We start from the raw sequence: 25,647 nt of genomic DNA on the forward strand, positions 1-25,647 counted from the left end.
TCGGCACCTCAACAGGGGTATAGGCCCCTGCGGGACCATTCACCGCACCCACCGATGTCTGGCGTGCGGGCACACGATTTACACACCGGCACAAAGCGGTCGGTGCCAACCGAGAAGTCTCGACGGCCGCTAAGGTAACCCGCCGACCGGATCCGGATGGGCGAGGGAGTGTTGCACTGCACTACACCGCAACAACCTCGATCAGGTCGTCAAGTCCGTGGAATTCGCTGATATTGCGCGTGTAGAGCCTCGCCGAGTGTGCGTGAGCAGTCGCGGCGATCAGCAGATCCATCGATCGTGCGTGCGGCTGACGCCCAGCATCGACAACCGCAGCAGCGATGTTGCCGTAACTTGCGGCCACAGCCTCATCGAGCGGCAGCGCGTCGAATTCGCGTTGGACGAGGAGGAGTCGTCGTAACCGTTCACCGCGCACCGAGCGGTCCTTGGCGATAAGGACGCCGAAGTGCAACTCAGCCAATGTGACAGCGCTGACGGCGAGATCACCATCGAGAGAAGCGACATTCGTCGCGATCACCACACTGGTGTCAAGAAGCGCCTTCACCGCGCTGACCACGGGTCGCGCACGTCCTGGGCGACCTCTTCGCGGTCCGCATCCCATGCCGGGTCAGCGGGTCCTGCGAACAGCTCGGCCACGTCGGACCACCGCCGCCATCTGCGTGGTCTCGCGGGAACTAACCTGGCGCTCGGCCGGCCGGAAACGGTGATCGCGATCTCCTCGCCATCCTCTGCGCGCCTGACCAGATCGGAAGCATGTTGGCGCAATTCGCGTAGCCCCACAGTCTCCATACCTTATTGTAGCACTTGTGCTACCATTGGAGGATGGAGAGTTCGGTGCCGTCCGGGTACTCGCCATACACATTCGACCAATGCCGCGGCGGCCGCTGCCGGCCGCATCCCGACTCCGTTGCCCGCCCGCCGCAGTCACCGGTGATTAGCATGCGGCAACACGATTCGCACACCAGCACAAGACCTATCGGTGGCGCCCTAAAAGTCTCGACGTCCGCGAAGCGTGCGCGTGTGCCGCCACTCGCCGCCGTGCGGGGGATACGGCGTAGCCGCTGCGATCCAACGTTGACATCACGTCGACATCCGGATCCAACGACGAGGTCCCATTAGCGGATCGGGGCCGTCCTAAATCCAGGTCGCGGCCAGCAGTGCACTAATTGCTGTGGGCGGTGCGCAGCCCCACTCCCTACTTCCAGAACCCATTCATCGGCGTCGCATACATGTCATTAAACGTCAACGGCGCCAACGGAACTCCCACCGCCGGACCCAGCGCGTACTCGATCGTCGACATCAAGCTGTACTGGTCGTAGTAACCCTGGGTGACGAACTGCCCGGATTGCATTGGATGCACCGCCGCGGTTACGGCGCCCTGGTTGGGGATGACGATCATCGGAACATGGTTGCCCTCGTTGCCAATGCCCAGTCCAATATTGTTGAAGTCCTCGTCCCAGGTGATGATGATGGCGTCGCGCTGGCCGGCGGTGTTCCATGCGGTGGAGTTCTGAATGAGGGACACCTGTTGCTGCAGGAATTGGTCGCCGGCGGCGACGTTGTACTGGTGGTTCGTGAGCTGGCTGCCCACGAAGTTGAGGACACCCAGCGGCGAATCAACGGGCCCTTCCATGTCATTGGCGTTGTTGGCGACAATCCAGCTGAACCGCGGCGTGGTGTTCGCGTTCTGCAGATCCGTGCTCAACTGCGTCAGCGGCAGCAGGTGCTGCTGTTGGTAGGCCACGGTGTTGTTGAACACGTAGCTGTACTGCGCAGCCGGTATTTGGAACGTGCTGTAGTCACCCGAGGAGACCAGCGCGCCAGGGTAGGGCATGCTCTGCGCGTAGTTGGCCCACGTTATGTTCCCGGCATCCATCTCTTGCATCAGGCTAGGTGCGTTGATCGAGGGCGGGTTCGGGTTGTAGGTCAGACCGAAGTCCGAGCCGCCCAGGATCCGGAAGTAGGTGGGGGCACTCGGGTGGCTGTTGGCGAAGAAATTGTCGGCGGATCCGTAGGTGCCCAGCAGGCTGTTGATGTACGGGGCGTTCACACTGCCGACGATGTCACTGTAGCCGTGGTTTTCCATGTAAATCAGGAACACGTGATCGAGTTGGCCGACGTTGGAGGCCGGTACGGTGAGCGCCGCCGGGGTCAGACCGGGCGCACCGACGGTGAACGACAGGTTGTCGGCATAGGCGTTGTTGTAGTGGTTGAGGACGGGATTTAGGTCGTTGTAGGTGGCGGTGACCACCGCGGAGGTGGTACCTACCGGGACCGTTCCGGAGACCGAACGCGGCTGCAGCCCGGTGATTCCCAGGCGATCGATCACGCTGACCGAGGTCGTCGATCCGGTACCCAGCACGACGCCGTTGGCGTTGAGGAAGCTGACCTGCAGCGAGGTCGACGACGGGTCGATCATATAGCCACCGAGCTGCCCGCTGAGCGTGTAAGGCGTTGTGCCGGTGTTGATCCTGGCGGCTGCGGCGCTGAGGTCGACGGTTTGGCGGATGCTGGAGGTGGCCACGGGTCCACCGCCGCCGAAATTGGCGCCGGCACCAGGGGGCGGCGTGCCTGGGAAGCCCAGGAAACTCGGCAAATCCGGGAACGGGAACGAGACCCCCAACACATAGCTGACCTTCTGGGTGCCGTAAGTGATGATGGTCGGGGTGCCGCTCACGGACCAGCCCGGGTAGGTCACCGAGCTGGTACCCGACGGTGACGGGGTCGCGATTTCAAAGTTCCCGTTCACCAACAGGTTCGGGCTCATCGGCAAACCGGGAATCCCGTTGACACCCAACAGAATCCCGCCGGTGCCGACGGTACCGGGACCACCCAACAACGCCAGCGTCGCGGCGTTGCCGGCGTTGCCGCCGTTGCCGCCGGTGCCGATCAGTTGGGCACTGCCGCCGGGGCCCCCGTCTCCGCTCCCGTAACCGGGGGCCCCCTCGGCACCCGTCCCACCGGGACCGCCGCCACCCAGAAGCGCCGCGCCGCCCCCGCCCCGGCCGCCGGTCCCACCGGTGCCGAAGGCGGCGAATCCACCGGTTCCACCGGCCCCGCCGCCGCCGATCAGGCCCGCGGCTCCACCGAGGCCACCTCGACCGCCAGGGGTTAGCACCGCGGACGCTCCCGCCGTGCCGCCGGCACCACCCGCACCACCCGAGCCCACCCACCCGGCGGCGCCTCCACCTCCGCCGAGACCTCCGCCGGCGCTACCAAGCGCGGGCGACAGCACCGATCCGCCGGTCCCACCGGAGCCGCCGGTGCCGGCGAACTGCCCGCCCGTCCCGCCGCTTCCTCCTGCGCCCCCCGAGCCGTGGAAGCTGGCACCGCCGTCACCGCCGGACCCGCCGGCACCCAGCACCGAGCCCCCAATGGTGCCGGCCCCGCCGCCGAATATCGAACCGCTGATACCCGCGGCCCCACCGGTTCCGCCCGCACCACCGATGTCCCCGGCGCCACCGACCCCGCCGGTACCGCCGCCGGCACCGACCAAGCCACTGAGCGCCCCGCCGGCCCCGCCGTTCCCGCCGGCGCCGCCCCGCAGTCCCGCATTCGTCGAAGCAGCCATTCCACCGGTGCCGCCGGTCCCGCCAGAACCCAGAAGCCCACCTGTGCCGCCGGCGCCCCCGCCCCCGCCGTTGCCGTCAACCGCACCACCGACTCCACCGGCCCCGCCGCCCCCGCCGTTGCCGAAGAACAAGCCGCCGTTGCCGCCCTGACCGCCGGACCGTCCGACACCGGTCGCACCGAACCCACCGGCCCCGCCAGTGCCTCCGCTTCCCAACAACGCGGCAGCCCCACCTGGCCCGCCGGGGATGCCGTTCGCGCCCGATCCGCCGGCGCCGCCGTCCCCGAGCAACCAGCCGCCCGCACCGCCGGCGGCACCGCTACCTGCGGCGCCCGGGGCGCCGTTGCCGATCAGCGGGCGCCCGGTCAGCGCCACACTGGGCGCATTAATGACATTGAGCGCCGCCGCGGGCAGCAACAACCCATTGGCGCCGGTGGCGCCGCTGGCCCCAGCAGGTGCGCCGAGACCGCCTATCCCGCCGTTGCCGCCGAGCCCGAGCAGCACGGCCCGGCCGCCTGCTCCGCCCGCACCACCGGCGAAGGTGGGGGCGCCTTGGGCGCCTGCTCCACCCGCCCCGCCGCTGCCGAACAGCATGGCACCGGCGCCGCCGTTGCCGCCCGCCCCGCCGATGCCGGTCGAGGCAAATCCGCCGACCCCACCGGCGCCACCGAAACCGAACAGGCCCGCGTCGCCGCCGAGCCCCCCATGACCGCCGATGGCGCCGCCGGAGCTGCTGCCGCCGGCCCCCCCGACCCCGCCGGAGCCCAGCAGCCAGCCGGCGTGCCCGCCATTGCCGCCGGCGCCGCCATTACCCGAGAAGCTGGTGCCGCCGGTTCCGCCGCCGCCGCCGTTGCCGAATAGCGCGCCGGCCGCACCGCCGGTCCCGCCGGCACCGCCACCACCGCTGTCACCCAGTCCGCCGGTGCCACCGGTGCCACCGCCACCGAACAGCAGGCCACCGGCACCACCCGCCCCGCCGGCACCGCCGGTGACGCCGACTCCGCCCGCCCCGCCGGCCCCACCGCCGGCGCCGACCAGCCCGGCAAGCAGTCCACCGGACCCGCCGGCCCCGCCGACCCCGCCCGCTCCGGCCGCCGCGAATCCGCCGGTTCCTCCGGCCCCGCCGGCGCCGAACAGACCGCCCTCGCCCCCGGCGCCGCCGGCGCCGGCTGTCCCGGTCGCCGCGAATCCGCCAACCCCGCCGGCCCCGCCAGTGCCGAGCAGCCACCCGCCTCGACCACCCGGACCACCGGCACCCCCGATGCCGCCGGCCCCGCCGGCCCCACCGGTGCCGATCAATCCCGCATCCCCGCCGGCCCCGCCACCGTGACCGAACGGAGGACCGGCCGCGCCCGACCCGCCCGCCCCGCCGTCACCGATCAGCCATCCGCCGGGAGCTCCGTTGGCTCCGGTGCCGGGTGCCCCGTTGGCGCCGTTGCCGATCAGCGGACGCCCAGTCAACGCCATAACCGGCACATTCACCGTGTCCACCACTTCCAGCAGCGTCTGCTCCACCGTCTGCTCGAAGCCTTGCAGCGACAGTCCGTTGACGGCCTCCGCGGCCGCGTACGCGCCCGCACCGGTGCTCAACGCCTGCTGAAACTGCTTCTGGTACAGCGCAATCTGAGTTCCTACCGACTGATATGACTGGGCATAGCCGCCGAACATCTGGGCAATCGCCGCGGACACCTCATCAGCCGCAGCGGCCGCGATCTGCGTGGTCGACGGCGCCGCCGATGCCGTCGCTCGCCTGATCGACTCGGCGATCCCATTCAGATCCGCTGACGCCGCGGCCAGAGCCTCCGGTGCTGCAATAAGAAAGGTCGACATCTGCGGCTCCCGTCAGTCAACGGCACGATTCGATCGGGGTAACTCTATTCACACCGATTGCAAATGTGAACACATATTGCGTCGTGGTGGCGTGTCGATTTCAGCCCCCGAGTTCGTGTTGGGGCGGATCCATTGCTCCACAACGGCCAGGTTCACCGGGTACCGCTGCCCGCATCTTCAGCAAGAGCGGCATAACTGTGAATGGAGCCGGTGGCAGAGCCGAGACCCGTTGTGCTGGAGGGTATTACGGACGCCGAATCATCGCCCTGTCAGGCGCGCACCTTCCTTCGGCGGCTTGAGTGGCTTCGTCAAGCGGAGCCATCGACAAACTGCGGATGTATCCGTTCCATACAACCGCTACGACCAGAAGTCATTCATCGGTGTCGCATACAAGTCGTTGTTCGTCAACGTCGTAAGAGGTTGATTGGCCGTGGGGCTCAAGGCGTACTCAATCGTCGACATCAGGCTGTAGTGGTTGTAGTAGCTGTTGGTCACAAAGTGGCCGGACAGCATTCCTCCGGTGGCAACGGCGGCCTCGTTGGGGATGACGATCATCGGAATATGATTGCCCTGGTTGCCGATTCCCGTAGACAGGTTGTTGTAATCCTCGTCGAAGGTGATGATGATGGCGTCCTTGGAGCCGCTGTTCCACGTCGGCGAGTTCATGATGGTGGACACGTACTGTTGCAAGTACTGGTCACCGGCCGCGATGTTGTACTGGTGGTTGGTGACCTGGCTGGTAGCCCAGTTCAAAATGTCGAGGGGCGAACTCACCGGGCCTTCCATGTTGGCTTCCTCGGAGCCGCAGATCCAGGCGAATCTCGGAGCGGTGAGCGGGTTCAGCAGATCGTCGTGCAGTTGTGTCAAAGGCAGCAGGTGGTCCGCCAAGTAGGTGGGGCTGTTGTTGTAGACGTAAGTCAAACGGGGGAAAGGTAATTGGTCGACGTTGTACTCACCGGATGAGAGGTAGCGGCAAAGCAGATCGTTGCATCCACATTCAATGTGCGGCCATAGCGACGAGGACTTGCGGCTCAGCGCCTGCAGCCAGAGTCGCCCGAGCCAGCCCAATCAGTCCGACGCCGCCGGCGATTCACATCGGTTACGGGGTGCCGCACGTGGTCGAACGAGTCGCAGTGGTACAAACTTAGCAGTAGTCCGGCGAAATTGCGCCGCCGCTGGGTAATGCTTGAGTTCGCAATGGGCCATCAGAAGGGTATGGCCGCGACCCGAATTCCTCGCCGTCACAGGCCAGTTGGGTTCTCTGCGTCCGCGCTGTGCGGTACAGCAACTCGGCGCCGTAGGCATTATCCGGGTGCACGGATCGCATTTCGCGTGCCGATTTGGTGGGTCCGTTCGCGCGGCCACCTGCGCCCTTTTTTCGGAGGAAATCAGCGCGCCCGCACGTCTCTCGCACGGGTCGACGGCAGCGGCAAAGCTGTGGCGCCTGGAATGCCCGAGCGGTGGCCATGAATAGTGGCGTCGACCCGACGCTCGTTGTGATGTGCCGGCGATCACCGTCGACCACTAAACGGCACCGCGCCGGATTACTCGGCCTCGACTTCGTCCAGATTCCAGTTGCCCGGAATCATTGGCACCTTGGGCCCACTGCCGAACTCGTCTTCGGGCAGCGTAATCATGCCCGCCGCCGCACCGCCCGCTTCCTTACTCATCGTGCCGGCGAAGCCCAGATATCCGGCACCTTGATCCGACGCGGCGCTCGACAACTCCTGCTCACCATTTGGCGGTACGCCCCAATCCGGGTCGACATCGACATTCATATCCATGAACTCATCGCCGTGATCGTGCAGCGCCGCGCGCCGACGGCGACGTGCCCGCGCACGCGCGGCCGCACCGGCTTCCGCCGCGGCGGAATCGGGTTCCGGCGCCTTCTTTTTGGCAACGCCACTGGCACTGGCACTGGCACTACTGCTCATCCCGGACCCGAAGCCGAGGCCAGGGCCGCCGCCCACCAGGAACGGGTAACCGAAGCCCGCGGCGGCCGGAGCCGGGGGCGGCGGTGCTGTCCCAGCGCTGGTGACCGTGCCCGTAGCGGGCGCCGACGTGGAAGCCGGCGCAGCGGGCGCGACCGTGACGACACCCGGGGCCATCCCAGCGGCCGGCAACATCGGCGCTGCAGGCGCGCCAGGCGGCGCCACGACGGCAGGAATTGCCGTGGGCTGGATGGGGGCCAGGGCGGACAGCCCCGCCAAACCGGGGACCGCTCCCAGATTCGTGACTGCGGCCCCAAAGGCGACCCCCAGCAATAGCGGGGCCTGGTTCACCGCTTGAAGAATCTGCACTATGTGCTCGGGGTAATCGAAAAACACAAGTTCGAAGTAAGACTGCAAAGCCTCCTCGGGATTTGTAATAAGTTCCTGCAGAAACGACTCAAAATCTTTCGGGAATTCGATCGCACGAGCAACCCACCAGTACGGGTCAGCCGCATTCGTATATTCCTCAAAGCGCATCCCGTTCAGGGTGCCTTCGGCGGGATCCCAGATCACGCGGCCGCCGGAGATGACGCGCAAGAGTTCCGCAACGACGTTGTCAATGGGGGTGACCTCACCTCCGTGCGCGACCTCATCGCCCTGGTCGCCCTCCTGGTTCTCCTGCACGATCTCCGGTGCAGGAGCGGCCTGCGGTGTCGACGCCAGCGCCGCGTCGGACACTGCTTCATACGCCGCCATGGTGGTAGCAGCCTGGATCCACATCCGCGCGTAGTCAGCCTCGTTAAGCGCGATCGGGACGGCGTTGATCCCAAAAAAATTCGTCGCCACCAATATTCCGTGGAGGACGTGGTTGGCGGCTAGCTCGGCCAGCGTCGGCATGGTGGCCAACGCGGTCGTGTATGCCGCGGCCGTGATCTCGTGTTGGGCAGCGGCCTCGGTGCTGGTAATCCCGGCCTGCGTCAGCCACGCCAGATACGGCATGTGCGCGGCCAAATACTGCTCAGCGCTCGGCCCCTCCCAAGCCCCGCCTTGCACCGCACCCAGCAAAGCCGCGAGCTCGTAGGCCACCTCGGTGTACTCGGTACTTAGCGCCGACCACGCCCCCGCGGCCGCTAACAGCGAGCCGGGTCCCGCGCCGCTGGTGAGCAACGTCGAGTGCACCTCAGGCGGCGACGCCATCCACATCGTGTACTACTCCTCTACTAAGCACCGGCCCAAAGATTACTGAAGGTGACAATCGTTTTCAATAACATAGTAAAACGCAGGATGGTGCGTACTTTTGGCTGCTGACAAGGCGCCGCAGCCTGCCACACCGAAGCGCATGCGGGGCCTCGTCGGGCAAATGCGCGACATCACGCTGGATGCAGCTCTCCGTAGGGCCTTGTATGCGGGGGCTAGCCCTTGAGCGCGATGCGCTGCGGATCCCCCACGAACGGACCGCCGCCGAGCGCGCCGCCAACCTTCCCGGAAAGGTGAGCCGATGAAAGCGTTTCTAAGCCAATTGATCCGTGCGCGTGAAGGCCGCTGCGCAGGATGCGCGAGCCATCACCGACCGGGCCACAGCGGAGGGGTGGGATATGCTCACCGACGCAGAATCGCAGCAAGTCGCCGAGCTGCTCGAAGCACGCAAGGAGCTGGACGAGAGGATCGCGTTCACACGGGGTGAGATCGCCCGGAGCGGCGACGACAATCCTTTGGTCCAGCGGCTACGCGCGGCGACCGGCAACACCACCGCCCTCGCTAATGCGGAGTGGGCGCGGCGCGCGGCGCCCGCCATCGTGGGAAGCGGCGGCGAAAACCGTGCCGTCTCCGTGGGCAGCCTCGACGTTCGTCGTTGATCTTGCCGGACGTAATTGCTACACCCTGTACCGAAACGGCTCACCGATTTGTTTACGAATCACGTTGTCGCGCGAGGTAATAGCGTTGAACACTTCCAAGAGACTGAACCATCCCGCGTTTGATGCGCACCTCCTTCCTTGGGAAGGTGCATGTCATGCCGAGCAAGTACGACCGGGACACGCGGGCGAAGGCGGTTCGTCTTGTGCTGGACCATCGCGATGACTATCCGAGCGAGTGGGCAGCGATCACCGCGGTGTCCAAGCGGTTGGGGATGACCGCTGAGACGTTGCGTCACTGGATCCGTCAGCACCAGATCGACGAAGGTGATCGCGACGGTGTATCCAGCTCCGCGGCTGCAGAGATCCGCGCCCTCAAGCGACGTAACGCTGAGCTGGAGCAGACGATCGAAATCCTGAAGGCGGCAACAACTTTCTTCGTGCGGGAGAGCGACCCGCGCAACCGCCGCTGACCGCTACGGTCTGCCAGTTCATCGCCGAGAACAGGAACCGTTTTGGGGTCGCTCCGATCTGCCGCGTGCTCACCGAGCATGGGGTGCCGATCGCCCCGCGAACATTCCACGCCTGGGCCACGCGGGCGCCGTCGAAGCGGGCCCTGTGGGACGCCACGATCACCGAGATCCTGGCCGGCTACTACGAGCCCGACGAACACGGCCGCCGCAAGCCGGAGTCGCTGTACGGGTCGTTGAAGATGTGGGCTCATCTGCAGCGCGAAGGCATCCCGGTGGCCAAGTCCACCGTGGAGCGGCTGATGCGCAAAAACGGCTGGCAGGGCGTTCGGCGGAGCAAGACGGTCCGCACCACCGTCGCCGACCCAGATGCGGTGCGCCCGCCGGATCTGGTCGACCGCCAGTTCGGCGTGGGCGCCCCCAACCTGCTGCTGGTGGCCGACTTCACCTACGTCAGGCTCATCACCGGGATGTTCGTCTACGTCGCGTTCGTCATCGACGCCTACGCCGGGGCCATCGTGGGCTGGGAAGCCTCGGGTTCCAAGCACACCCGCTTCGTCGAATCGGCGATCCGCCAGGCCGCCGCACTGCGTGCACGGCAGGGCCATCCCATCGAGGACGGCATCCATCACAGCGACGCAGGCAGTCAATATACAAGTGTGAGATTCGGTGAGACACTGACTCTTTCGGGATTACGTCCCTCGGTCGGCAGCGTCGGCGATGCCTACGATAACGCGTTGGCCGAGACCACCATCGGGCTCTACAAGAACGAGTGCATCCGGGCGGATTCGCCGTTTCGCCGCGGCCCGCTGAACGCCCTGGGCGATGTCGAGTACATCACCGCCGACTACGTCGCCTGGTACAACCAGCAGCGCCTCATGCACCGCCTCGGGCGCATCCCACCGGCCGAAGCCGAAGCCCGCTACTATTCCGAACTCGTGACCGACCAACCGGCCGGCTCACAGAACCCCGAGGGTGCATGAAACTCGGGACGGTTCAGACAGCCAGGACGAATAACGCCACACCCGTCGCGGACCTCGACACCAAGCCGACTTCGGTTTCACCATCACTCCGCAAACCGATCGAACGAGGGTGATCGCTCATCTGTCGGAAAAAGTTCCGGTGCGGTTGTTGTCGGATGTGCCGCGGCTCCAAAGCTGGCTTGCGTCCGAGATGGCGAACGGTGTTTCGGCCGGTTTGGAGAACGAAGTCGTGTTGGTTATCGGCTCGGGTGAGGACCTGACCGGGTTGATGGCGACGCCAGGCACGACTCAGGTTGACTTCGCCACCGACGCGGCCACCAGGATTTCAAAGGCGTTGACCCGCTTGCAGATTCTCGGCGAGCAGCCCAACGGGATCGCGTTGCACCCCACCGACGCGGAAGCCCTCGACCTAGCCCGCTGGGGCGCGTCGGGCGGGTTCCTGTCGTCCGAGTTCGAGCACCCGAACACTCCGGGATATGGGTCAAGTGACAATGTATTCGGCGACCAGAGCACCATCAAGCGCGTCATAAGTCCATCTGTCCCATAAGGATTCGCGATCATTGCCAATTGGAACAGTATGGTTCTGGTTGTTCGCGAGGCGATGACGCTCGCCGATTCCTGGGCGGACGGACTATTCAGCCGGAACGCCTATGTCATGCGCGCTGAGCTACGCGCGACGGTCGGATTCACTCGCCCGCAGGCGTTCGCCGTCGCGACCATCCACGCGGGTTCCTGACATGATGCCGATGCCGCCGCTCCCGGACTTCGATGAGTCGCTTGAGTTCCTGCCGTTGGCCGAGTGCGCCGATGGGTGTCACTCCGCACGAGCTGCGGAAGCTAATTAAGGTCGGCGCGATGGCCTATCGCGACGATGGTTGGGGACTGACGGCCCGGCCAACTCTGCTGGTATGACTAAGACTCTCACCTGGCGGGTGAGTTGTGGGGGCGCGGTTCCCGCGCTGGAGCCGTCCATCGACAGCCACGCCCCCACTCTGGGCCTCTACCGCGCCCAACGGGCCCACGGCGGGCATTGTGCTCACCAGCTAGACGGTGGGAAGATCTTCGCTGTGGGGGTGCGGAGGTATACACAGCCAGACCCTGACCACCCGTGCCTAGTCTGTGATGCGCCCAGCGAACTTGTGGTCCAGGCGGTAGCCGCGTGGGGGGGATCTGATGAGGCCGTTGTTAGCCAAGTTCGACGCTGCACGGATCCGAGGTGTGACGGACGTCAGGGCGTGCAACTGTGCGATACCAGAGTTCCGCCCCCGAAGAACCCCGGCCTTCCGGGGTTACCAAGTAACCAGGCCCCGTAATCGGCATGACCTGCGCTATGAGCACAGACCGATAGGGAAGTCAAAACTAGCAAAGCCCACCTCGCAGAAGCTCAGTGCCTGAACTGGGCTCTCCAGTGAACAGTTTTGTGCGAATAGCTAACTACCTGCGCAAATGCGGCTTGTGTAGTCGAATTCCGACTTTTACCAACGGTATTCGTGTGTTGAAAGCTGTTGCTGCACAACATGTTCCACTAGCTTTCGCGCAGGCAGTCAAGTTTGACGTTGGGCGCGGTTGGTCGACCGGGCAGGATGCCCGGCGTTCGACGCGATAAACAGTGCACCGGGAAGATCCCGCCCATGTCGGACGAAGTCGGCAATTTCGTCGATACGTCACCGTGACGAAATTGCAGGATTGGGAGGCCCAGAACGGACGGGTATCATATCTTCGAGGTGCCGGGCGAAGGTTAGCACCGGATCACCGGATCACCGGATCACCGGATCACCGGATCACCGGATCACCGACCAATGAACCGTCCCGCGTTTGATGCGCACCTCCTTCCTTGGGAAGGTGCATGTCATGCCGAGCAAGTACGACCCGGAAACGCGGGCGAAGGCGGTTCGTCTGGTGCTGGATCATCGTGATGACTACTCGAGCGAGGGGGCGGCAATTACGGCCGTGTCCAAGCGGTTGGGGATGACGGCCGAGACGTTGCGTAGCTGGATCCGTCAGCACCAGGTCGACGAAGGTGAGCACGACGGGGTCTCCTCGGCGGCGGCTGCGGAAATCCGCGCGCTCAAACGCCGTAACGCCGAGCTTGAGCAAACCATCGAAATCCTCAAGGCGGCAACAACTTTCTTCGCGCGGGAGAGCGACCCGCGCAACCGCCGCTGACCGCATCGGTCTGCCAGCTCATCGCCGAGAACAGGGACCGCTTCGGGGTCGCTCCGATTTGCCGCGTGCTCACCGAGCACGGCGTGCCGATCGCCCCAAGAACCTTTCACGCCTGGGCGACACGAGCACCCTCAAAGCGGGCGCTGTGGGACGCCACCATCACCGAGATCCTGGCCGGTTACTACGAGCCCGACGAGAACGGCCGCCGCAAGCCGGAGTCGCTGTACGGGTCGTTGAAGATGTGGGCCCATCTGCAACGCGAAGGCATCCCAGTGGCCAAGTCCACCGTGGAACGGCTGATGCGCCGAAATGGCTGGCAGGGGGTACGGCGGAGCAAGACGGTCCGCACCACCGTCGCCGACCCGAATGCGGTGCGCCCGCCGGATCTGGTGGACCGCCAGTTCGGCGTGGGCGCCCCCAACCTGCTGCTGGTGGCCGACTTCACCTACGTCAAGCTGATCACCGGGGTGTTTGTCTACGTCGCCTTCGTCATCGACGCCTATGCCGGGGCCATCGTGGGCTGGGAGGCCTCGGGCTCCAAGCACACCCGCTTCGTCGAATCCGCGATCCGCCAGGCCGCCGCGCTGCGTGCCCGGCAAGGCCATCGCATCGAGAACGGCATCCACCACAGCGACGCAGGAAGTCAATATACAAGCGTGAGATTCGGTGAGACGCTGACTCTTTCAGGATTGCGGCCCTCGGTCGGCAGTGTCGGCGACGCCTACGACAACGCGCTTGCCGAGACCACGATCGGGCTCTACAAGAACGAATGCATCCGGGCGGATTCGCCGTTTCGCCGCGGCCCGCTGAACGCCCTGGGCGATGTCGAGTACATCACCGCCGACTACGTTGCCTGGTACAACCAGCAGCGCCTCATGCACCGCCTCGGGCGTATCCCACCCACCGAAGCCGAAACCCGCTACTATTCCAAACTCGTGACCGGCCAACCGGGCGGCTCACAGAACCCCGAGGGTGCATGAAACTCGGGAGGGTTCACAACATGCCAATCACCGGGCCGGCTGCGCGAATTGACCTGGCATCCGGCCAGACCAGTTCTGGTATCGCTCTGCGGCATGAGATGCTTGCTGAAGCCCGATTGTGCGTGCAGGAAATACAGCCTCACTCCGTGACGATATGAGCATGTCGCGACCGACGGATGAATCGTGCTTCGTTGGAAAGTAGTGATGGGTTAGCGAGGTGCTGGGTCGAGCCAGACCTTTTCGTCACGGTGACGGATTTGAGATTTTCCACCGACTTGAAGCGGTGGATTCTCTTGGCCGTTAAGCGGCGTTCGCAAATTCCGCCGGCCTAGGGGCAGGAACCGTGAGGGGGTCGGGTTTACTCTTGCTTCCCGCCTGGCTGTTCACCTCTCCGAATATCTCGCTGCGGCCGCCACCAAACTCGAAGAGCAAGGCCGCACAGCGGTATTCGTCGGCCGCGACGACCAAGTAATCGGCGTGCTGGCGGTCGCTGACACGATCAAAGACGACGCCCGTGACGTAGTGCGTCAGCTGCATGCGATGGGGCTGCAGGTTGCCATGATCACCGGCGACAACGCCCGCACCGCGGCGGCCATCGCCGATCAGGTCGGCATCGACCAGGTGCTGGCCGAAGTCCTGCCCGAAGACAAAGTCAACGAGGTCCGCCGACTCCAAGACGAGGGCCGTCTGGTCGCCATGGTCGGCGACGGCGTCAACGACGCTCCGGCACTCGTGCAAGCCGATCTGGGGATCGCGATCGGCACCGGCACCGACGTGGCCATCGAGGCATCCGACATCACCCTGATGTCCGACCGCCTGGACGGTGTGGTGCGCTCGATCCAGCTTTCCCGACAGACCCTGCGCACGATCCACCAGAACCTGGGCTGGGCCTTCGGTTACAACACCGCGGCAATACCCCTGGCGGCATTAGGGCTGCTGAATCCCGTCGTAGCGGGCGCTGCGATGGGGCTGTCCTCGGTGAGCGTGGTCACCAACTCCCTGCGCCTCCGACGCTTCGGCCGCGACCAATGACAGCAGGCTCCTGTCTCGGCGATCCACAATTTCATCAACCACCGCGATTCGAGCGGCTTGCGATCGGATGATCCACGACCTACTGCTGCGCTGGGTCGTCACGGGACTCTTCGCGCTGGGAGCCACTGAATGCGGCTTGCCGCTCCTCATCAGACGCCTCCCTCTGAGGGCGGCGATCAGCCACGGTCTGCACCTGCTGATGGCCATCTCCATGTCCGTGATGGCGTGGCCATGGGGCGCAAAGGTACCCACTCTCGGCCCCGCCGTGTTCTTCCTGCTGGCAGCTCTGTGGTTTGTCGCGGTAGCCATCACCGCGGTCCGATCGCGCTATCCACGAATGGCCAACGGCTACCACGCGTTGATGATGCTGGCCACGGCGTGGATGTACGTCAACATGAACAACCCCGTGCACGTTCATTCCCCCCCCTCGCCGATCACTCCGATGCCCGGCATGGACATGGCTGCAATGAACGAACAGGCGAGCAGCGAAGCGCCCGCCTTATCCACCGCACTGAACTGGCTCGGGGCGGTCGTCTTCACGATCGCCGCAGCTTTCTGGGTGTCCGCATACTTCGTCGAGCGGCGGCGCACCACCACGCGTTTCGGGCCACTCGGCGATGTCGCGCAGGCGATGACAGCAGCCGCCATGGCGATCTTGTTCGGGGCAACGCTTTTCGCGATCTGAGCAATGCAACACCCCAGCGCGCCGCACTCCGGTCCGATCCACATCTCCGTGCCCCGCTCCCCCTTTGTGTGCGCCACCGGTACGGTTCAGCATGCAGGGCAGCGTCGGGTCCGCTGTCAGCAAACTGGTCGCGGAGCATCGACCACCACACGATTGGACATTTCACCGAGCTGAGAGCGGCGGTCTGACACTGCTTCCGCTGCGCCGCGCCTGAGCCACGGGCGTTTGCGCCGCAACATGATTCGTGGCTTGTTATCGATGCCGCGACCAAGGCCGCTGTCTCTTGCCGGGCAGCATGTGTTAGATCTGTGCACCGGAGTGGTATCAGGCAGGTGCGCCGGCGCGCTCAGCTGCGTAGTGATGGCCTGCGGATTGTCCAATATCCTGGCCATCACTACCGCGGCCGCAGCCAAGCACAAGCCCGGCCGTCACACCGATTTACGTGGTGACGCAGCACTTACTTTTTGAAGAGGTCCGTAACCTTCTCGCCGGCCTCTTTAACCTTCTCGCCGGCCTCCTCAACTATCTCGCCAACCTTCTCGCCGGAGGTTGTCCCGGGTCTCGTAGAAGTTGAGGTGGCGGTCCCCCGCTTGCGACCTGCCGTTTGGTAGGTGTCGGGCGTTCCGCCAAAGAACACCAACAGCAAGGGGACCGCCGTGAAGAAGAGTAGCCAAATCCAGCCCGTGGATGCGAGTGCGTTTCCGGAGCAGGTGAGCGTGGCGATGGCCGAGATCGCCGAGAACATGCATGAGGGCCTGTTGGCGCTCGCCGTGGGCGCCGGTTTGCAGGTGATGGCGGCGTTGATGGAGGCCGACATGAGCGCGCTGGCCGGGCCGAAGGGCAGGCACGACGCGAGTCGCACTGCGGTGCGGCACGGCCGCGAGCGCGGGTCGGTGACGCTGGGTGGGCAGGCGGGTGGCGATCAACCGGCCGCGGGTGCGGGCTGCCGACGGGGCGGGTGAGCTATCGGTCGCCTCCTATGAGTTGTTTAGCTCGACGGAGATCTTGGGCAGGATGGCGATGGAGAAGATGCTGGCCGGCCTGTCGACTCGCCGTTACCCGGTCGGGCTTGAGCCGGTCGGTGAGCGGGTTGATGAAATAGCCTCGGCGACTAGCAAATCCGCGGTCTCGCGGAGGTTCGTGGCGATGACCGAAACCGCGCTGGCCGAGCTGCTGTCGCGCGATCTGTCCGGGCTGGATCTCGTCGCGCTTATGATCGACGGGGTGCACTTCGCCGAGTCCTGCTGTGTGGTGGCCCTCGGTATCGGCCTCGACGGGGTCAAGCACCCGCTGGCATTGGTGGAGGGCTCGACCGAGAACGCCACCCTGGTCACTGAGCTGCTCGTCGGCCTGCGCGATCGAGGCCTGGATGCCAGCCGCCCGATGTTCGTCGGCCTCGACGGCTCCAAGGCGCTGCGCAAGGCCGTCGTCGACGTGCTTGACCACCCGGTCATTCAACGCTGCCAACTGCATAAGATCCGAAACGTCAAAGATCATCTGCCGCAACGATTTCGGTCCGGTGTCGGCCGGCAGATGACCGACGCCTACCACGCCGGATCGGTGCTGGAGGCCGAGGCTGCGCTGCTGGCTCTGGCCAAAGAACTCGACCGCACCCACCCAAGCGCGGCGGCCAGCCTGCGCGAGGGCCTCGACGAGACTCTCACCGTGCTGCGCCTGAACGTGCCACCCACGCTGGCGCGCACGTTGCGCTCGACCAACTGCATCGAGTCGATGATCTCCGTCTGCCGTGAACACGCAAGCAACGTCAAACGCTGGCGCGACGGGCAGATGGCGCTGCGCTGGTGCGCGGTCGGGATGGTCGAGGCCGGCAAGCAATTTCGCCGTGTCAACGGTCACCTACACCTGCCGACACTCCGCGCCGCGCTCCAACGCGAGGTTGCCAAATCTGTCGGCACCATGGGGCATGATGACCAGGTGAGCGCAGCCTGATGCTCACCGGACCGCCGCCGAAGTTCCACGGAATTCGGGACAACCTCCCCGGGAGGTCGTCACATGGTTAGAGTCACGCGGCGGGCGGCGCTCGCGACGCTGGGCGCGGGCGCGGGCGCGGTTGTGGGTATCGGGTACGGGCTTCGCGGCGTCGTTGGTCCACCCGTGCTGCGGATCCGCCTGACCGACGGCAGCATGATGGGTGCCAGTGCGGCGGACATGAGCCTCTACATGGACATGTTCAACCGGCACACCGAGATCAGCCGCACGGTCCAGGAGATCCCCGGCGGGGCACGCACCACCACCCAGTCAGGCTCGCCGGATCTGGCGGCGCAGCTGCATGCGCACGTGTCGAGCATGTACTCCCATGTCGACCAGGGCTCCGAGGTCATGTGTATGAGCCAGAGCCTGCCGACGCTGTTCGGGAACGCCGGGGGCTACCGCCGCCAGTTGACGCTCACGCCCACCGGCGTCATCGCCGAGGAAACCTCCGATGATCCCGCCCTCACCGACGCCATCCGTGCCCACGCCGGTGAGGTGAGCGGGTTAGTGCACGACGGAATGCCCGCGATGATGCGCGGCATGATGGGCGGTTCCGGCGGCATGATGGGGCCCGGGGGGATGATGGGGCCCGGCGGCATGATGGGACCACCGTAGCCGCCAACAGCCGCCAGGCGTCGGCGAGTTCGGGAAACGCGAAACGGCCTAAGGATTTTCGCGGCGACGCCATCCGCATGCACGCTCTGCCGACGCGTGCATGCTCACTTGCGTCGGGCGCGTCTGGCCAGGCGCTGCAACGCAGCACGCAAACGCGCGGATTCTTCGGGGCTGATCTGTTCGATGAAGTGGCTCAGCACCAATTCGGAGCGCCCCCCACCGTCGAGTGCCGCACGCATCAGCTGGGCGCTGTGCTGCTCGCGGGTCAGCGTCGGCCAGTACCGGTAGGCCTTGCCGTCTCGTTCACGCGCCAACCAGGCCTTGGTGTGCAGGTTGTCCATGGTCGACATCACGGTGGTATAGGCGATTTCGCGTTCGGCGGCCAGCTCGTCGAAAATCTCGCGGACCGTCGTCGTCCCATCCCGGTCCCAGATACGGTCCATCACCACCGCTTCCAACTCCCCGAATCCACGTACCCGCACTGCCACGCCTCCGATCTGGCTGCCACCCTGCGTGCCCGATTCGATTCGCCTCGGGTATGTGTGCCGCCGCTGCGATCTCGGCCCGCCTATGCGCCGATGCAGTCGAGTATGATTGTGGGCGAGGTCGATCTAAATTACTATCTCCGTACATAGACAGTAGAACGTTGGCCAACGTGGCTCGCGGCCTTCGCGACGGGAGGACCGTGGACCAGGTCCGCACGTGCAGCGTCGGCCGCGATGGCGGCGCCTGCCAGTTGATGATGACTTGTTGGCGCCGGTGATGGTCGGGGTGCGGCCGAGTCGGCCCAAGCGCAAGACTGAGGCGTGGGAGGCGATCGCCGTCCACGCCGGGCAGATCAAGGCGTGGCTGGATCAGGGCTTGACGATGACCAAGGTGCATACACTGCTCGGCGAGCGTGGCGTGGTGGTGCCGTATCGGTCGTTGCTTGGTTACGCCACGGCCGAATTACATTGGGGGCGGCGGCAGATCACGGTACCGGTGCCCATCTGCGAACCTGGGTCAACGGTGCAGGTCGTCTTCGGCCGGCTGGGCATGCTCCCCGACGAATCGGACGAGCGGCGCCGGGTGGTGCACGGGTTGATCTTCACCGCGGTGTACTCGCAACACATGTTCGTTTATCCCACCTGGTGGCCGACGCTAGGCGATGTGATCGCGGGGTTCGAGGCGGCGTGGGCGTTCTTTGGTGGGGTGTTCCCGGCGGTGGTGTGTGACGACATAGGTGCCATCGTTAACCGCGCGTATGCAACGGACCCAATACTCAACGAAACGTTTGGCGAGTACGCCCAAGTGCGGGGGTTCGCTGTGGAGCTCACCGGCATCGGCAGTCGACATGACCGACCGCGGGTTGAGCGCAGTGTGTCCTTTGTGAGGTCGAATTTCTATGCCGGTGCACAATTCCGGGATCTCGATGATTGCCGGGCACAAGCTGAGCACTGGTGTGCTGAGGTGGCGGGGATGCGGGTGCACAGCACCAACGGACGCCGCCCCGCTGAGGTGTTCTTCACCGACGAGCAGACCAAGCTCAAGCCAGCACCGGACGAGGCGTTCGACATCCCGACCTGGACCCACCCCAGAGTTGCCCCAGACGGGCACGTGCGGATCGCCAACGCCTTCTACAGCGTGCCCGGTGAGCTGGTTGGGCAGCGACTGGACGCCCGGGTAGATGCCCGCACGGTGCAACTGTTTTGGCGCGGCGAGCTGATCAAGGTCCATCCGGTCGTGGGGCCCGGCCTTCGGCGCACCGATCCGGCCGACCCCCCGCCGATGTCTCGGCCTATGCGATGAGTGACCTGAACACCGTGCCGCGCAACGGCATCAGCGCACGTGATCATGTTTGCGCGTACGCCGCGGCGGCGCTGGATGGCCGTGACGGTGCAACACATCGTCGGCTACACCGATGAGTGGACCGCAGTGCTGCTTACGAGGTGACACTCTCGCGGTTGGGGTCATGCGTCAACGTCCGCGAACAGCCGACCCGACGGTGGTGTACGACGACAGCGGCCCGCGAAAGACCGGTGATGCTTGACAAAATACCGCCGATGGGTGCCACGGCGCAGGTTCGCCCTAATGGCAGGAACATGCCGTCGTGCCGTTGATACCAATGGGAGGAGCAGCCGATGACCGTGCTCGTTGAACGGGCGCGCGTCGTCGACCCGGATGCCCCGGGTCTGGACAAGGGCATGCCGGCACTCCTGCTGCCCGGACGTGCGGTTGGCGTGCTGTTGCGGCGTGCAGCAGGTGGCGCTGTTCTTGCTGTCCGATCAAACGCTGGTTCCGGTCAGAACATCGATCCGTTCGGTGGGGCGGGGGTGATATCGCGGGGAATCACCGGCGACCGCTGCGGTGAGCCCACCGTCGCGTCGCCGCTGCCCAAACAGCTCTTCTCGGTTCGTGATGGACGCCGCCTTGATGACGAGTCGCTGCCGCTGAGGGTCTACGACGTGCGGGTGAGGAATGGAATCGTTGAAGTCGTCCGCAAGTGATCCACTGGCAGGATTCACCATCGGGGTGACGGCGACACGTCGGTCGGAGGAACTGATCGCCCTGTTGGAGCGCCGTGGCGCTACCGTGGTGCACGCCCTGGCCATCCGGATCATTCCGCTCATCGATGATATCGAATTACGGCGTCACAACACTGCTCGTGGAGAAGCCACCCGATGTGGTCGTCGTGACCACCGGCATCGGCTTGCGCGGCTGGATCGAGGCCGCGCATGGTTGGGATGTCGCCGATGAACTGGTCGCCGCGCTCGCGTCGGCGCGCATCCTGGCGCGGGGACCAAAGGAGTGCGGGGCAATTGGCCAGGCCGGGGCTGCGCGAGGAGTGGAGTCCAGAATCCGAGGCGTCGCGGGAGGTGTGCGGCCGATCCGCGATGCACCCACATATGCGATCGGGTCTTGCGGTCGATCTCACCAAAGATATTGTGCTGCAAGGCTATTGGTCGTCAGTGACGCCGGGGTCGAAGATAGCTTCGGGCAAAGCGGCCGACCACGAAAAATTTTCGCCGATATCAGGCGAATGCCCGAATTCCCCGTCATGGTCATTCACCGGCGCGAGCGGAGTGGTGGAAAGCGCGGCGTTTCGAAGGTCATTCCAGGGAAAAGGCAGATAAATCAAGGTTTTCGCCAGAAAACAACGTGGCCGCACACCAACCGGTGTGCGGCCACACTGCTACTGAAAAGTGTTGCGTCAGGCCCAGCTGGAGCCGACGGCGCTGTCGGTCTGCGCCATGTTGTTGCCGGCGCTCTGCACCTTCTGGCCGTGCTGGTTGGCCTGCTCGTAGATCACCTGGAAGTTGCGGCCAAGCTGGGAGATGAACTCCTGGCAAGCCACCGAACCGGCGCCGCCCCAGAAGTCACCGGCAGCCAGCACATCGCGAACGATGGACTGGTGCTCGGCCTCCAGGTTGGCGGCCTGGGCGCGGATCAGCGCGCCGTGGGCGTCGACATCGCCGAACTGGTAGTTGATTGACATTGTTGTAATCCTCCTGAGTTGAAGCTGTCGGGCAGCTGGGGTTGTAGGGGTTAGCTGCCGAGGATCTGCTGCGAGGCCTGCTCTTGCTGCTCGTAGTTGTTGGCGTCGCGGACGAGGCCGTCGCGCACCCCGTGCAGCATGTTCACGATGTTGCGGAAGGCGGTGTTCATCTGGCCCATGGTGTCCAGCGAGGTCGCCTGCGCCAAACCGCTCCAGCCGGCACCCGAGATGTTCTGCGAGGACGCCCACATGCGGCGGGCCTCGTCCTCGACGGTCTGAGCGTGAGTTTCGAAGCGGCCAGCCATGGCGCGCATCGCGTGCGGGTCAGTCAAAAAACGTGTGGTCATGCTTGGTGTCTCCTTATCTTGAAGTCATCTTGAGGTCTTCGGTGTGGTTGAGCCGTCCAGCGGTTAAATTACGGCTTTGCGGTTGATTGCTGGCTGCAAACGGAGGACGAGTCCTCCTTTTTTCTCCGCGTCACACGACGAACGATTTGGGCATGACGATCGGCTTGACCCCGTACCGCGGTCCGGCGAAGGCACCAGACCCCTTGGCTGCCGATGCCATACCCGGCATCCCGGCCATCATCCCCGGTGCCGCGGCTTCCTCGGGAACGGTCCAGCCGCTGCCCGCCAAGGCGGTCGCGGCGGACGCCGCAGGCGTGGCGCTGGCCCAGCTGGCCGGCACCGACAGGCTCCCGACGAGAGACGCCTCGCCCAGACTGGCGGCCGCCCCGACCGGCGCCACCTCTCCGGCCACGCCCGCTGCCGCACCTTCAACGGCACCTTCGGCGGCGACGGCAGCTTCTGCGGGAGCGGCGGCTGCGAGGCCGGCAGCGGTGTGTGCACCCAATATCACGTTAGGAATAGCATTCATGGCCATCCAAGAGCCCGTGACACCTACCTGCTGGATGCCATTGAATATGAGCGGGCTTCCGATGAAGCCGTCCAGCGCGGTCAGCAGCTCCTGCACGGGGACAGGCAACGCGTTGAACAGGCCGGTACCAATGGACGACGTCCCGAGGGCGAGGTTGCTCAACTCGCCCTGCAGGCCAGTGACGATGTCGCCCAGACCCGCCGCGGGCTGAACCGCCGCCGCCGCGGCGACCGCCGCCCCCTGGACGCCCGCGGCACCCGGATTGGTGGTCGGCGTGGCCGGAGTCAACGGCTCCAACAGGGCAGCGACGGCCGCAGCGGCCTGATACGTGGCCATCGCGGTGGCGTCCTGGACCCACATTTCGGCGTAGTGAGCCTCGGTGGCCATGATCGCCGGGGTGTTGATACCCAGGAAGTTCGTGGCGACGAGCGCGGACAGCGTTGCCCTGTTGGCTGCGATCAATGGCGGAGGCACCGTTGCCGTAAACGCCGCCTCATAAGCGGCTGCCGATGCCGTGGCCTGGATACCCGCCTGTTCTGCCGCCGCCGCCGTCGAGGTCAGCCAGGACACGTAAGGCTGAGCCGCTGCCGCCGCTGCCGCCGACCCGGGGCCGGTCCACTGCTCGGTGGTCAGTGACGTGATGATGGACTCGTACTGCGTCGCTGTGGTGCTGATCTCGGCGGCCAGGTTGTTCCACGCCGTCGCGGCGGCCATGAGCGGTCCTGCGCCCGCACCGCTGTACATGAGCCCGGAGTTGATTTCGGGGGGGAATGCTGCGAAAGACATTTTCTATCCCGTTTCTTTTGGGTTAGTCCGTTTAATGACCGGGTTGAATTTGTGCGGTGCTTAGACGGCGACCGGCTTCGGCATGACGATGGGCTTGACGCCGTAGCGCGGCGCGCCGAAGCCGGCGCTGTTGCGCGCGGCCGATGCCATCCCCGGCATCCCGGGATAGAACCCGCTGCCCGTCGCGGCCGCCGGTGCAGCCGCGGTCCAGCCCGCGCCCGATAGTGCGCTCGGGCCAGTGCTCGACACCAGGGTGGTGCCTGCGGCCCAGCTGGGCGGCACCGACATGGCACCGACCGTGGTTGCCCCGCCGAGGCCGGCCGCGACCGGAGCCCCACCGCCGGCGGTCCCTACCGCGCCCACCTCCCCCACGGCAGCGCCCTCCGCGCCTTCTGCGGCGGCGCCGGCAGCGTCGGCCCCAGCATCCGCGGGCGCCGACATAAGACCACCACCGAACAGCCCGAAAAGGTCTGAACCGGCCGAGGTCCAGTTTCCAATCTGGAAGCTCGTAATGTTGGCCGTGTTACCCGACAGGCTGAACGGCTGGCCACCGACGCTGGTGAGGGGGCCACCGATCAGCGTGGATACCGTGTTGAGGAAGCTGTCCACAGGGGAAGCGGCCGCAGGGGCGGCCGCCGCGGCCTGCGCACCCGAGGTCAATGTGGCCGCAGCCGCGTTGGCCGCCTCGCTTTGTTCGTAGGTACCGCTGCTGAGCCCCAGGGTTTGTACGAACTGCTCTTGAATCGCCTGAGCCTCGGCGGAGACCTGCTGATAAAGAGCGCCGTACGCGGTGAAGATTCCGGACTGAATGATCGACACCTGGTCGGCGGCCGCGGGAGCGATGGCGGTCGTCGGGGCCGCGGCACCCGCGTTCTGCGCCGCCAGGGCGCTGCCGATCGCTCCCAGTTGCGCCGCCGCCGCGGCCAGCTCTTGCGGCACTGCTGTCAGAAATGACATCTATTGCTCCTCGTGTGTGAAGAAATACCGACCTTGTTCCCCGGGTCAGCCCTGTGTGTTTGCGTAACGGCCCCTGTGCGTTGGCGTAACACTAATCAGCCACGGCTCCAGAGTCGCCACGGAAAGCTGCAGCGTGACGGACGTTTACGGCGTTTTAACGAAGCGCGGGCAGTTTTAACAGGCTTCTCGCAGCCGACATAGCCATGTCATATGGATAAAGCCGGGCCGCCACCCCTATCCGGCGCGCGGCGCGCGGCCATACTCAGATCGTGGGAAGAGCGCAAGTCGGTTTTTTCACGGGAGGACTGCCGGTCATTGGAGACGCGATCTGTAGCTTCAATCCCGTCTACGGTCAGGGAATGTCGATCGCAGCACTCCGAGCGCAATTGCTGCAACAATGTCTCCGCGAAGGAAACGACCAGACTTTCGAGCCACCGCCAAGCCGATCGGTAACGGAACGCGTCAACACCACCAAGGTGGCGCCTATTCGTGCAGCAGACCTGTCCGCTAATCGGAACTGGTAATCGTCGGCGGCAGCCGATCAAACCAATCGAGTACCGCCCGTTCGTAGGTCAGCCCGAAGTCTAGGCCGAAGCTACGGTGCTGAGATCGGGCTAGTAGACCTCGCGGAAGCCGCCGATCAGCGTGATCGTCTTGCCATCAGGGTCGGTCAGCGCCGAGAGCCGCACACCCGTGTTTGCGGTCTGGATCTCGCCCGGAGCTAGTCCGCGACCGATGAGCTCGTTGACCGCGTTTTCCAGGTCATCGACGGCGAGGTTCAGTGCGGTATGCCCGGCTCGCTCGGCGTCGGCGAAGACCTGCACCCACCCAGTGCTCGTTGTTTGCCATTCAACCAGCGACGGCATCGGACAAGCCAATTCCTGATCGTCACGGGGCACTCCACCGCAGCACCCGGGAGTTGACGCGATAGATTCGGCGGCAGCCAACCGGATCGGTGCGCTGCGAACGGCATTCATCGATATGATGTCCACGAACATCACCGTGACCTCGCGGCGTTCCCCGGTGAAGACATCGTCACCCTGTTCAAGTAGCCGCGCCGCCGGGCCGGGATCGACATACGTCCCGAACGCCGCCTGAAGTCGTTGCCGCTCAGCCAGACCGGCCTGCATGCGGTTGAACGATGCCGCGAGCGCACCCAGGTCATCGTCCTGCACCACCGGCAGGCGCTGGCTGAAGTCGCCAGCCCCAACACGTTCGGCTCCTTGGGCGAGGTCGCGAATCGGTTGCAGAGACGGTGAAAACCCGAGGCCGATCGCCAACGCACCACCGATCACGACGGCGAGAACGGGGATCTCACTGGCCCGATTGAACACGGCCGCCAGCATCGCGCCTGCCAGGGCGAAGGTGAACGCGACCGCCACCACGGACACGTTCGAGCGCGCGGCAAAGCTGGGGCGGGAGCGCGG

The 25,647-nt window shown here is 65.3% G+C and carries 20 protein-coding genes and 5 pseudogenes; 12 read left to right on the forward strand and 13 right to left on the reverse strand.

Going from position 1 to position 25,647, the window contains the following annotated elements; translation table 11 throughout:
* Positions 1-181: 181 nt before the first annotated feature.
* The 6 genes and pseudogenes from MKCMC460_RS29705 to MKCMC460_RS29725 form a co-directional block, all read right to left on the reverse strand.
* Positions 182-562 carry a type II toxin-antitoxin system VapC family toxin gene (locus tag MKCMC460_RS29705; RefSeq protein WP_238306257.1) on the reverse strand — a complete coding sequence of 127 codons (381 nt, stop codon included), beginning with the start codon at positions 560-562 and terminating at the stop codon, positions 182-184.
* Positions 559-807, reverse strand: a complete 249-nt coding sequence (locus MKCMC460_RS29710; protein ID WP_238306205.1) for a type II toxin-antitoxin system Phd/YefM family antitoxin — start codon at positions 805-807, stop codon at positions 559-561. The genes MKCMC460_RS29705 and MKCMC460_RS29710 overlap by 4 nt, the downstream gene beginning before the upstream one ends.
* Before the next feature lie 406 nt (positions 808-1,213).
* Positions 1,214-2,785, reverse strand: a complete 1,572-nt coding sequence (locus tag MKCMC460_RS31960; protein WP_370653220.1) for an alkaline phosphatase family protein — start codon at positions 2,783-2,785, stop codon at positions 1,214-1,216.
* A gap of 99 nt (positions 2,786-2,884) precedes the next feature.
* Positions 2,885-5,419 (reverse strand): annotated as a pseudogene (locus tag MKCMC460_RS31605) (PE family protein); the annotation flags it as partial.
* Between the two features lie 357 nt (positions 5,420-5,776).
* Positions 5,777-6,340: an alkaline phosphatase family protein gene (locus tag MKCMC460_RS29720; protein WP_238306207.1), complete on the reverse strand. Its 564-nt coding sequence runs from the start codon at positions 6,338-6,340 to the stop codon at positions 5,777-5,779.
* Between the two features lie 623 nt (positions 6,341-6,963).
* On the reverse strand, positions 6,964-8,487 hold the full coding sequence (locus MKCMC460_RS29725) for a PPE family protein (protein WP_370653221.1): 1,524 nt from the start codon (positions 8,485-8,487) through the stop codon (positions 6,964-6,966).
* On the opposite strand from MKCMC460_RS29725, the gene MKCMC460_RS31965 reads away from it, so the two are divergent.
* The 7 genes and pseudogenes from MKCMC460_RS31965 to MKCMC460_RS29755 all read left to right on the forward strand — a co-directional run bounded on the left by MKCMC460_RS31965 (position 8,441) and on the right by MKCMC460_RS29755 (position 15,519).
* Entirely contained in the window at positions 8,441-8,596 is a 156-nt protein-coding gene (locus tag MKCMC460_RS31965) for a hypothetical protein (protein ID WP_370653227.1), read from the forward strand. The genes MKCMC460_RS29725 and MKCMC460_RS31965 overlap by 47 nt on opposite strands.
* A 280-nt stretch (positions 8,597-8,876) precedes the next feature.
* Complete coding sequence (locus tag MKCMC460_RS29730; RefSeq protein ID WP_238306210.1) at positions 8,877-9,206, forward strand: hypothetical protein; 330 nt, start codon at positions 8,877-8,879, stop codon at positions 9,204-9,206.
* Between the two features lie 155 nt (positions 9,207-9,361).
* Positions 9,362-10,656 (forward strand): IS3 family transposase gene (locus tag MKCMC460_RS29735; protein WP_238306211.1). Its coding sequence is split into 2 segments (ribosomal slippage): positions 9,362-9,635 and positions 9,635-10,656, totalling 1,296 coding nucleotides; the frame shifts between segments, so codons are not numbered across the junction.
* Between the two features lie 109 nt (positions 10,657-10,765).
* Positions 10,766-11,203 (forward strand): phage major capsid protein, encoded by a 438-nt coding sequence (locus MKCMC460_RS29740; RefSeq protein ID WP_238306212.1) that lies wholly within the window; start codon positions 10,766-10,768, stop codon positions 11,201-11,203.
* A gap of 1,304 nt (positions 11,204-12,507) precedes the next feature.
* Positions 12,508-13,802 (forward strand): IS3 family transposase gene (locus MKCMC460_RS29745; RefSeq protein WP_238306213.1). Its coding sequence is split into 2 segments (ribosomal slippage): positions 12,508-12,781 and positions 12,781-13,802, totalling 1,296 coding nucleotides; the frame shifts between segments, so codons are not numbered across the junction.
* A gap of 387 nt (positions 13,803-14,189) precedes the next feature.
* Positions 14,190-14,834: pseudogene (locus MKCMC460_RS29750) on the forward strand (HAD-IC family P-type ATPase); the annotation flags it as partial.
* 67 nt (positions 14,835-14,901) lie between these two features.
* Entirely contained in the window at positions 14,902-15,519 is a 618-nt protein-coding gene (locus tag MKCMC460_RS29755; RefSeq protein ID WP_238306214.1) for a DUF5134 domain-containing protein, read from the forward strand.
* Between the two features lie 457 nt (positions 15,520-15,976).
* Here the strand turns inward: MKCMC460_RS29755 and MKCMC460_RS29760 are convergent, their stop codons facing one another.
* Positions 15,977-16,264, reverse strand: a complete 288-nt coding sequence (locus MKCMC460_RS29760) for a hypothetical protein (RefSeq protein WP_238306215.1) — start codon at positions 16,262-16,264, stop codon at positions 15,977-15,979.
* On the opposite strand from MKCMC460_RS29760, the pseudogene MKCMC460_RS29765 reads away from it, so the two are divergent.
* Positions 16,263-17,469, forward strand: a pseudogene (locus MKCMC460_RS29765) (IS256 family transposase). The gene MKCMC460_RS29760 and the pseudogene MKCMC460_RS29765 sit on opposite strands and share 2 nt — an antisense overlap.
* Positions 17,470-17,532: 63 nt before the next feature.
* Positions 17,533-18,126, forward strand: a complete 594-nt coding sequence (locus MKCMC460_RS29770) for a hypothetical protein (protein ID WP_238306216.1) — start codon at positions 17,533-17,535, stop codon at positions 18,124-18,126.
* A 104-nt stretch (positions 18,127-18,230) separates the two neighbouring features.
* Here MKCMC460_RS29770 and MKCMC460_RS29775 read toward each other — a convergent pair whose 3' ends face one another.
* Complete coding sequence (locus MKCMC460_RS29775; protein ID WP_238306217.1) at positions 18,231-18,608, reverse strand: BlaI/MecI/CopY family transcriptional regulator; 378 nt, start codon at positions 18,606-18,608, stop codon at positions 18,231-18,233.
* 268 nt (positions 18,609-18,876) lie between these two features.
* Between MKCMC460_RS29775 and MKCMC460_RS29780 the strand changes: the two genes are divergently transcribed.
* The 3 genes and pseudogenes from MKCMC460_RS29780 to MKCMC460_RS29790 all read left to right on the forward strand — a co-directional run.
* A complete protein-coding gene (locus MKCMC460_RS29780; protein WP_238306219.1) occupies positions 18,877-19,914 on the forward strand; it encodes a hypothetical protein in 1,038 nt (345 codons plus the stop codon).
* A 395-nt stretch (positions 19,915-20,309) separates the two neighbouring features.
* A pseudogene (locus tag MKCMC460_RS29785) lies at positions 20,310-20,612 on the forward strand (nitrite reductase (NAD(P)H) small subunit).
* Positions 20,584-20,993: pseudogene (locus MKCMC460_RS29790) on the forward strand (uroporphyrinogen-III synthase); the annotation flags it as partial. The pseudogenes MKCMC460_RS29785 and MKCMC460_RS29790, both read left to right, overlap by 29 nt.
* A gap of 323 nt (positions 20,994-21,316) precedes the next feature.
* Here the strand turns inward: MKCMC460_RS29790 and MKCMC460_RS29795 are convergent.
* The 5 genes from MKCMC460_RS29795 to MKCMC460_RS31970 form a co-directional block, all read right to left on the reverse strand.
* Entirely contained in the window at positions 21,317-21,601 is a 285-nt protein-coding gene (locus tag MKCMC460_RS29795; protein WP_238306221.1) for a WXG100 family type VII secretion target, read from the reverse strand.
* A 50-nt stretch (positions 21,602-21,651) separates the two neighbouring features.
* Positions 21,652-21,948 carry a WXG100 family type VII secretion target gene (locus MKCMC460_RS29800; RefSeq protein ID WP_238306222.1) on the reverse strand — a complete coding sequence of 99 codons (297 nt, stop codon included), beginning with the start codon at positions 21,946-21,948 and terminating at the stop codon, positions 21,652-21,654.
* A 130-nt stretch (positions 21,949-22,078) separates the two neighbouring features.
* Positions 22,079-23,263 carry a PPE family protein gene (locus tag MKCMC460_RS29805; protein ID WP_238306223.1) on the reverse strand — a complete coding sequence of 395 codons (1,185 nt, stop codon included), beginning with the start codon at positions 23,261-23,263 and terminating at the stop codon, positions 22,079-22,081.
* A 60-nt stretch (positions 23,264-23,323) separates the two neighbouring features.
* Positions 23,324-24,220, reverse strand: a complete 897-nt coding sequence (locus MKCMC460_RS29810) for a PE domain-containing protein (protein ID WP_238306224.1) — start codon at positions 24,218-24,220, stop codon at positions 23,324-23,326.
* Between the two features lie 614 nt (positions 24,221-24,834).
* A complete protein-coding gene (locus MKCMC460_RS31970) occupies positions 24,835-25,602 on the reverse strand; it encodes a HAMP domain-containing protein (RefSeq protein WP_309297879.1) in 768 nt (255 codons plus the stop codon).
* Positions 25,603-25,647 lie beyond the last annotated feature (45 nt).

It is taken from the genome of Mycobacterium sp. 20KCMC460 (assembly GCF_022179425.1).
GTDB lineage: Bacteria > Actinomycetota > Actinomycetes > Mycobacteriales > Mycobacteriaceae > Mycobacterium > Mycobacterium kiyosense.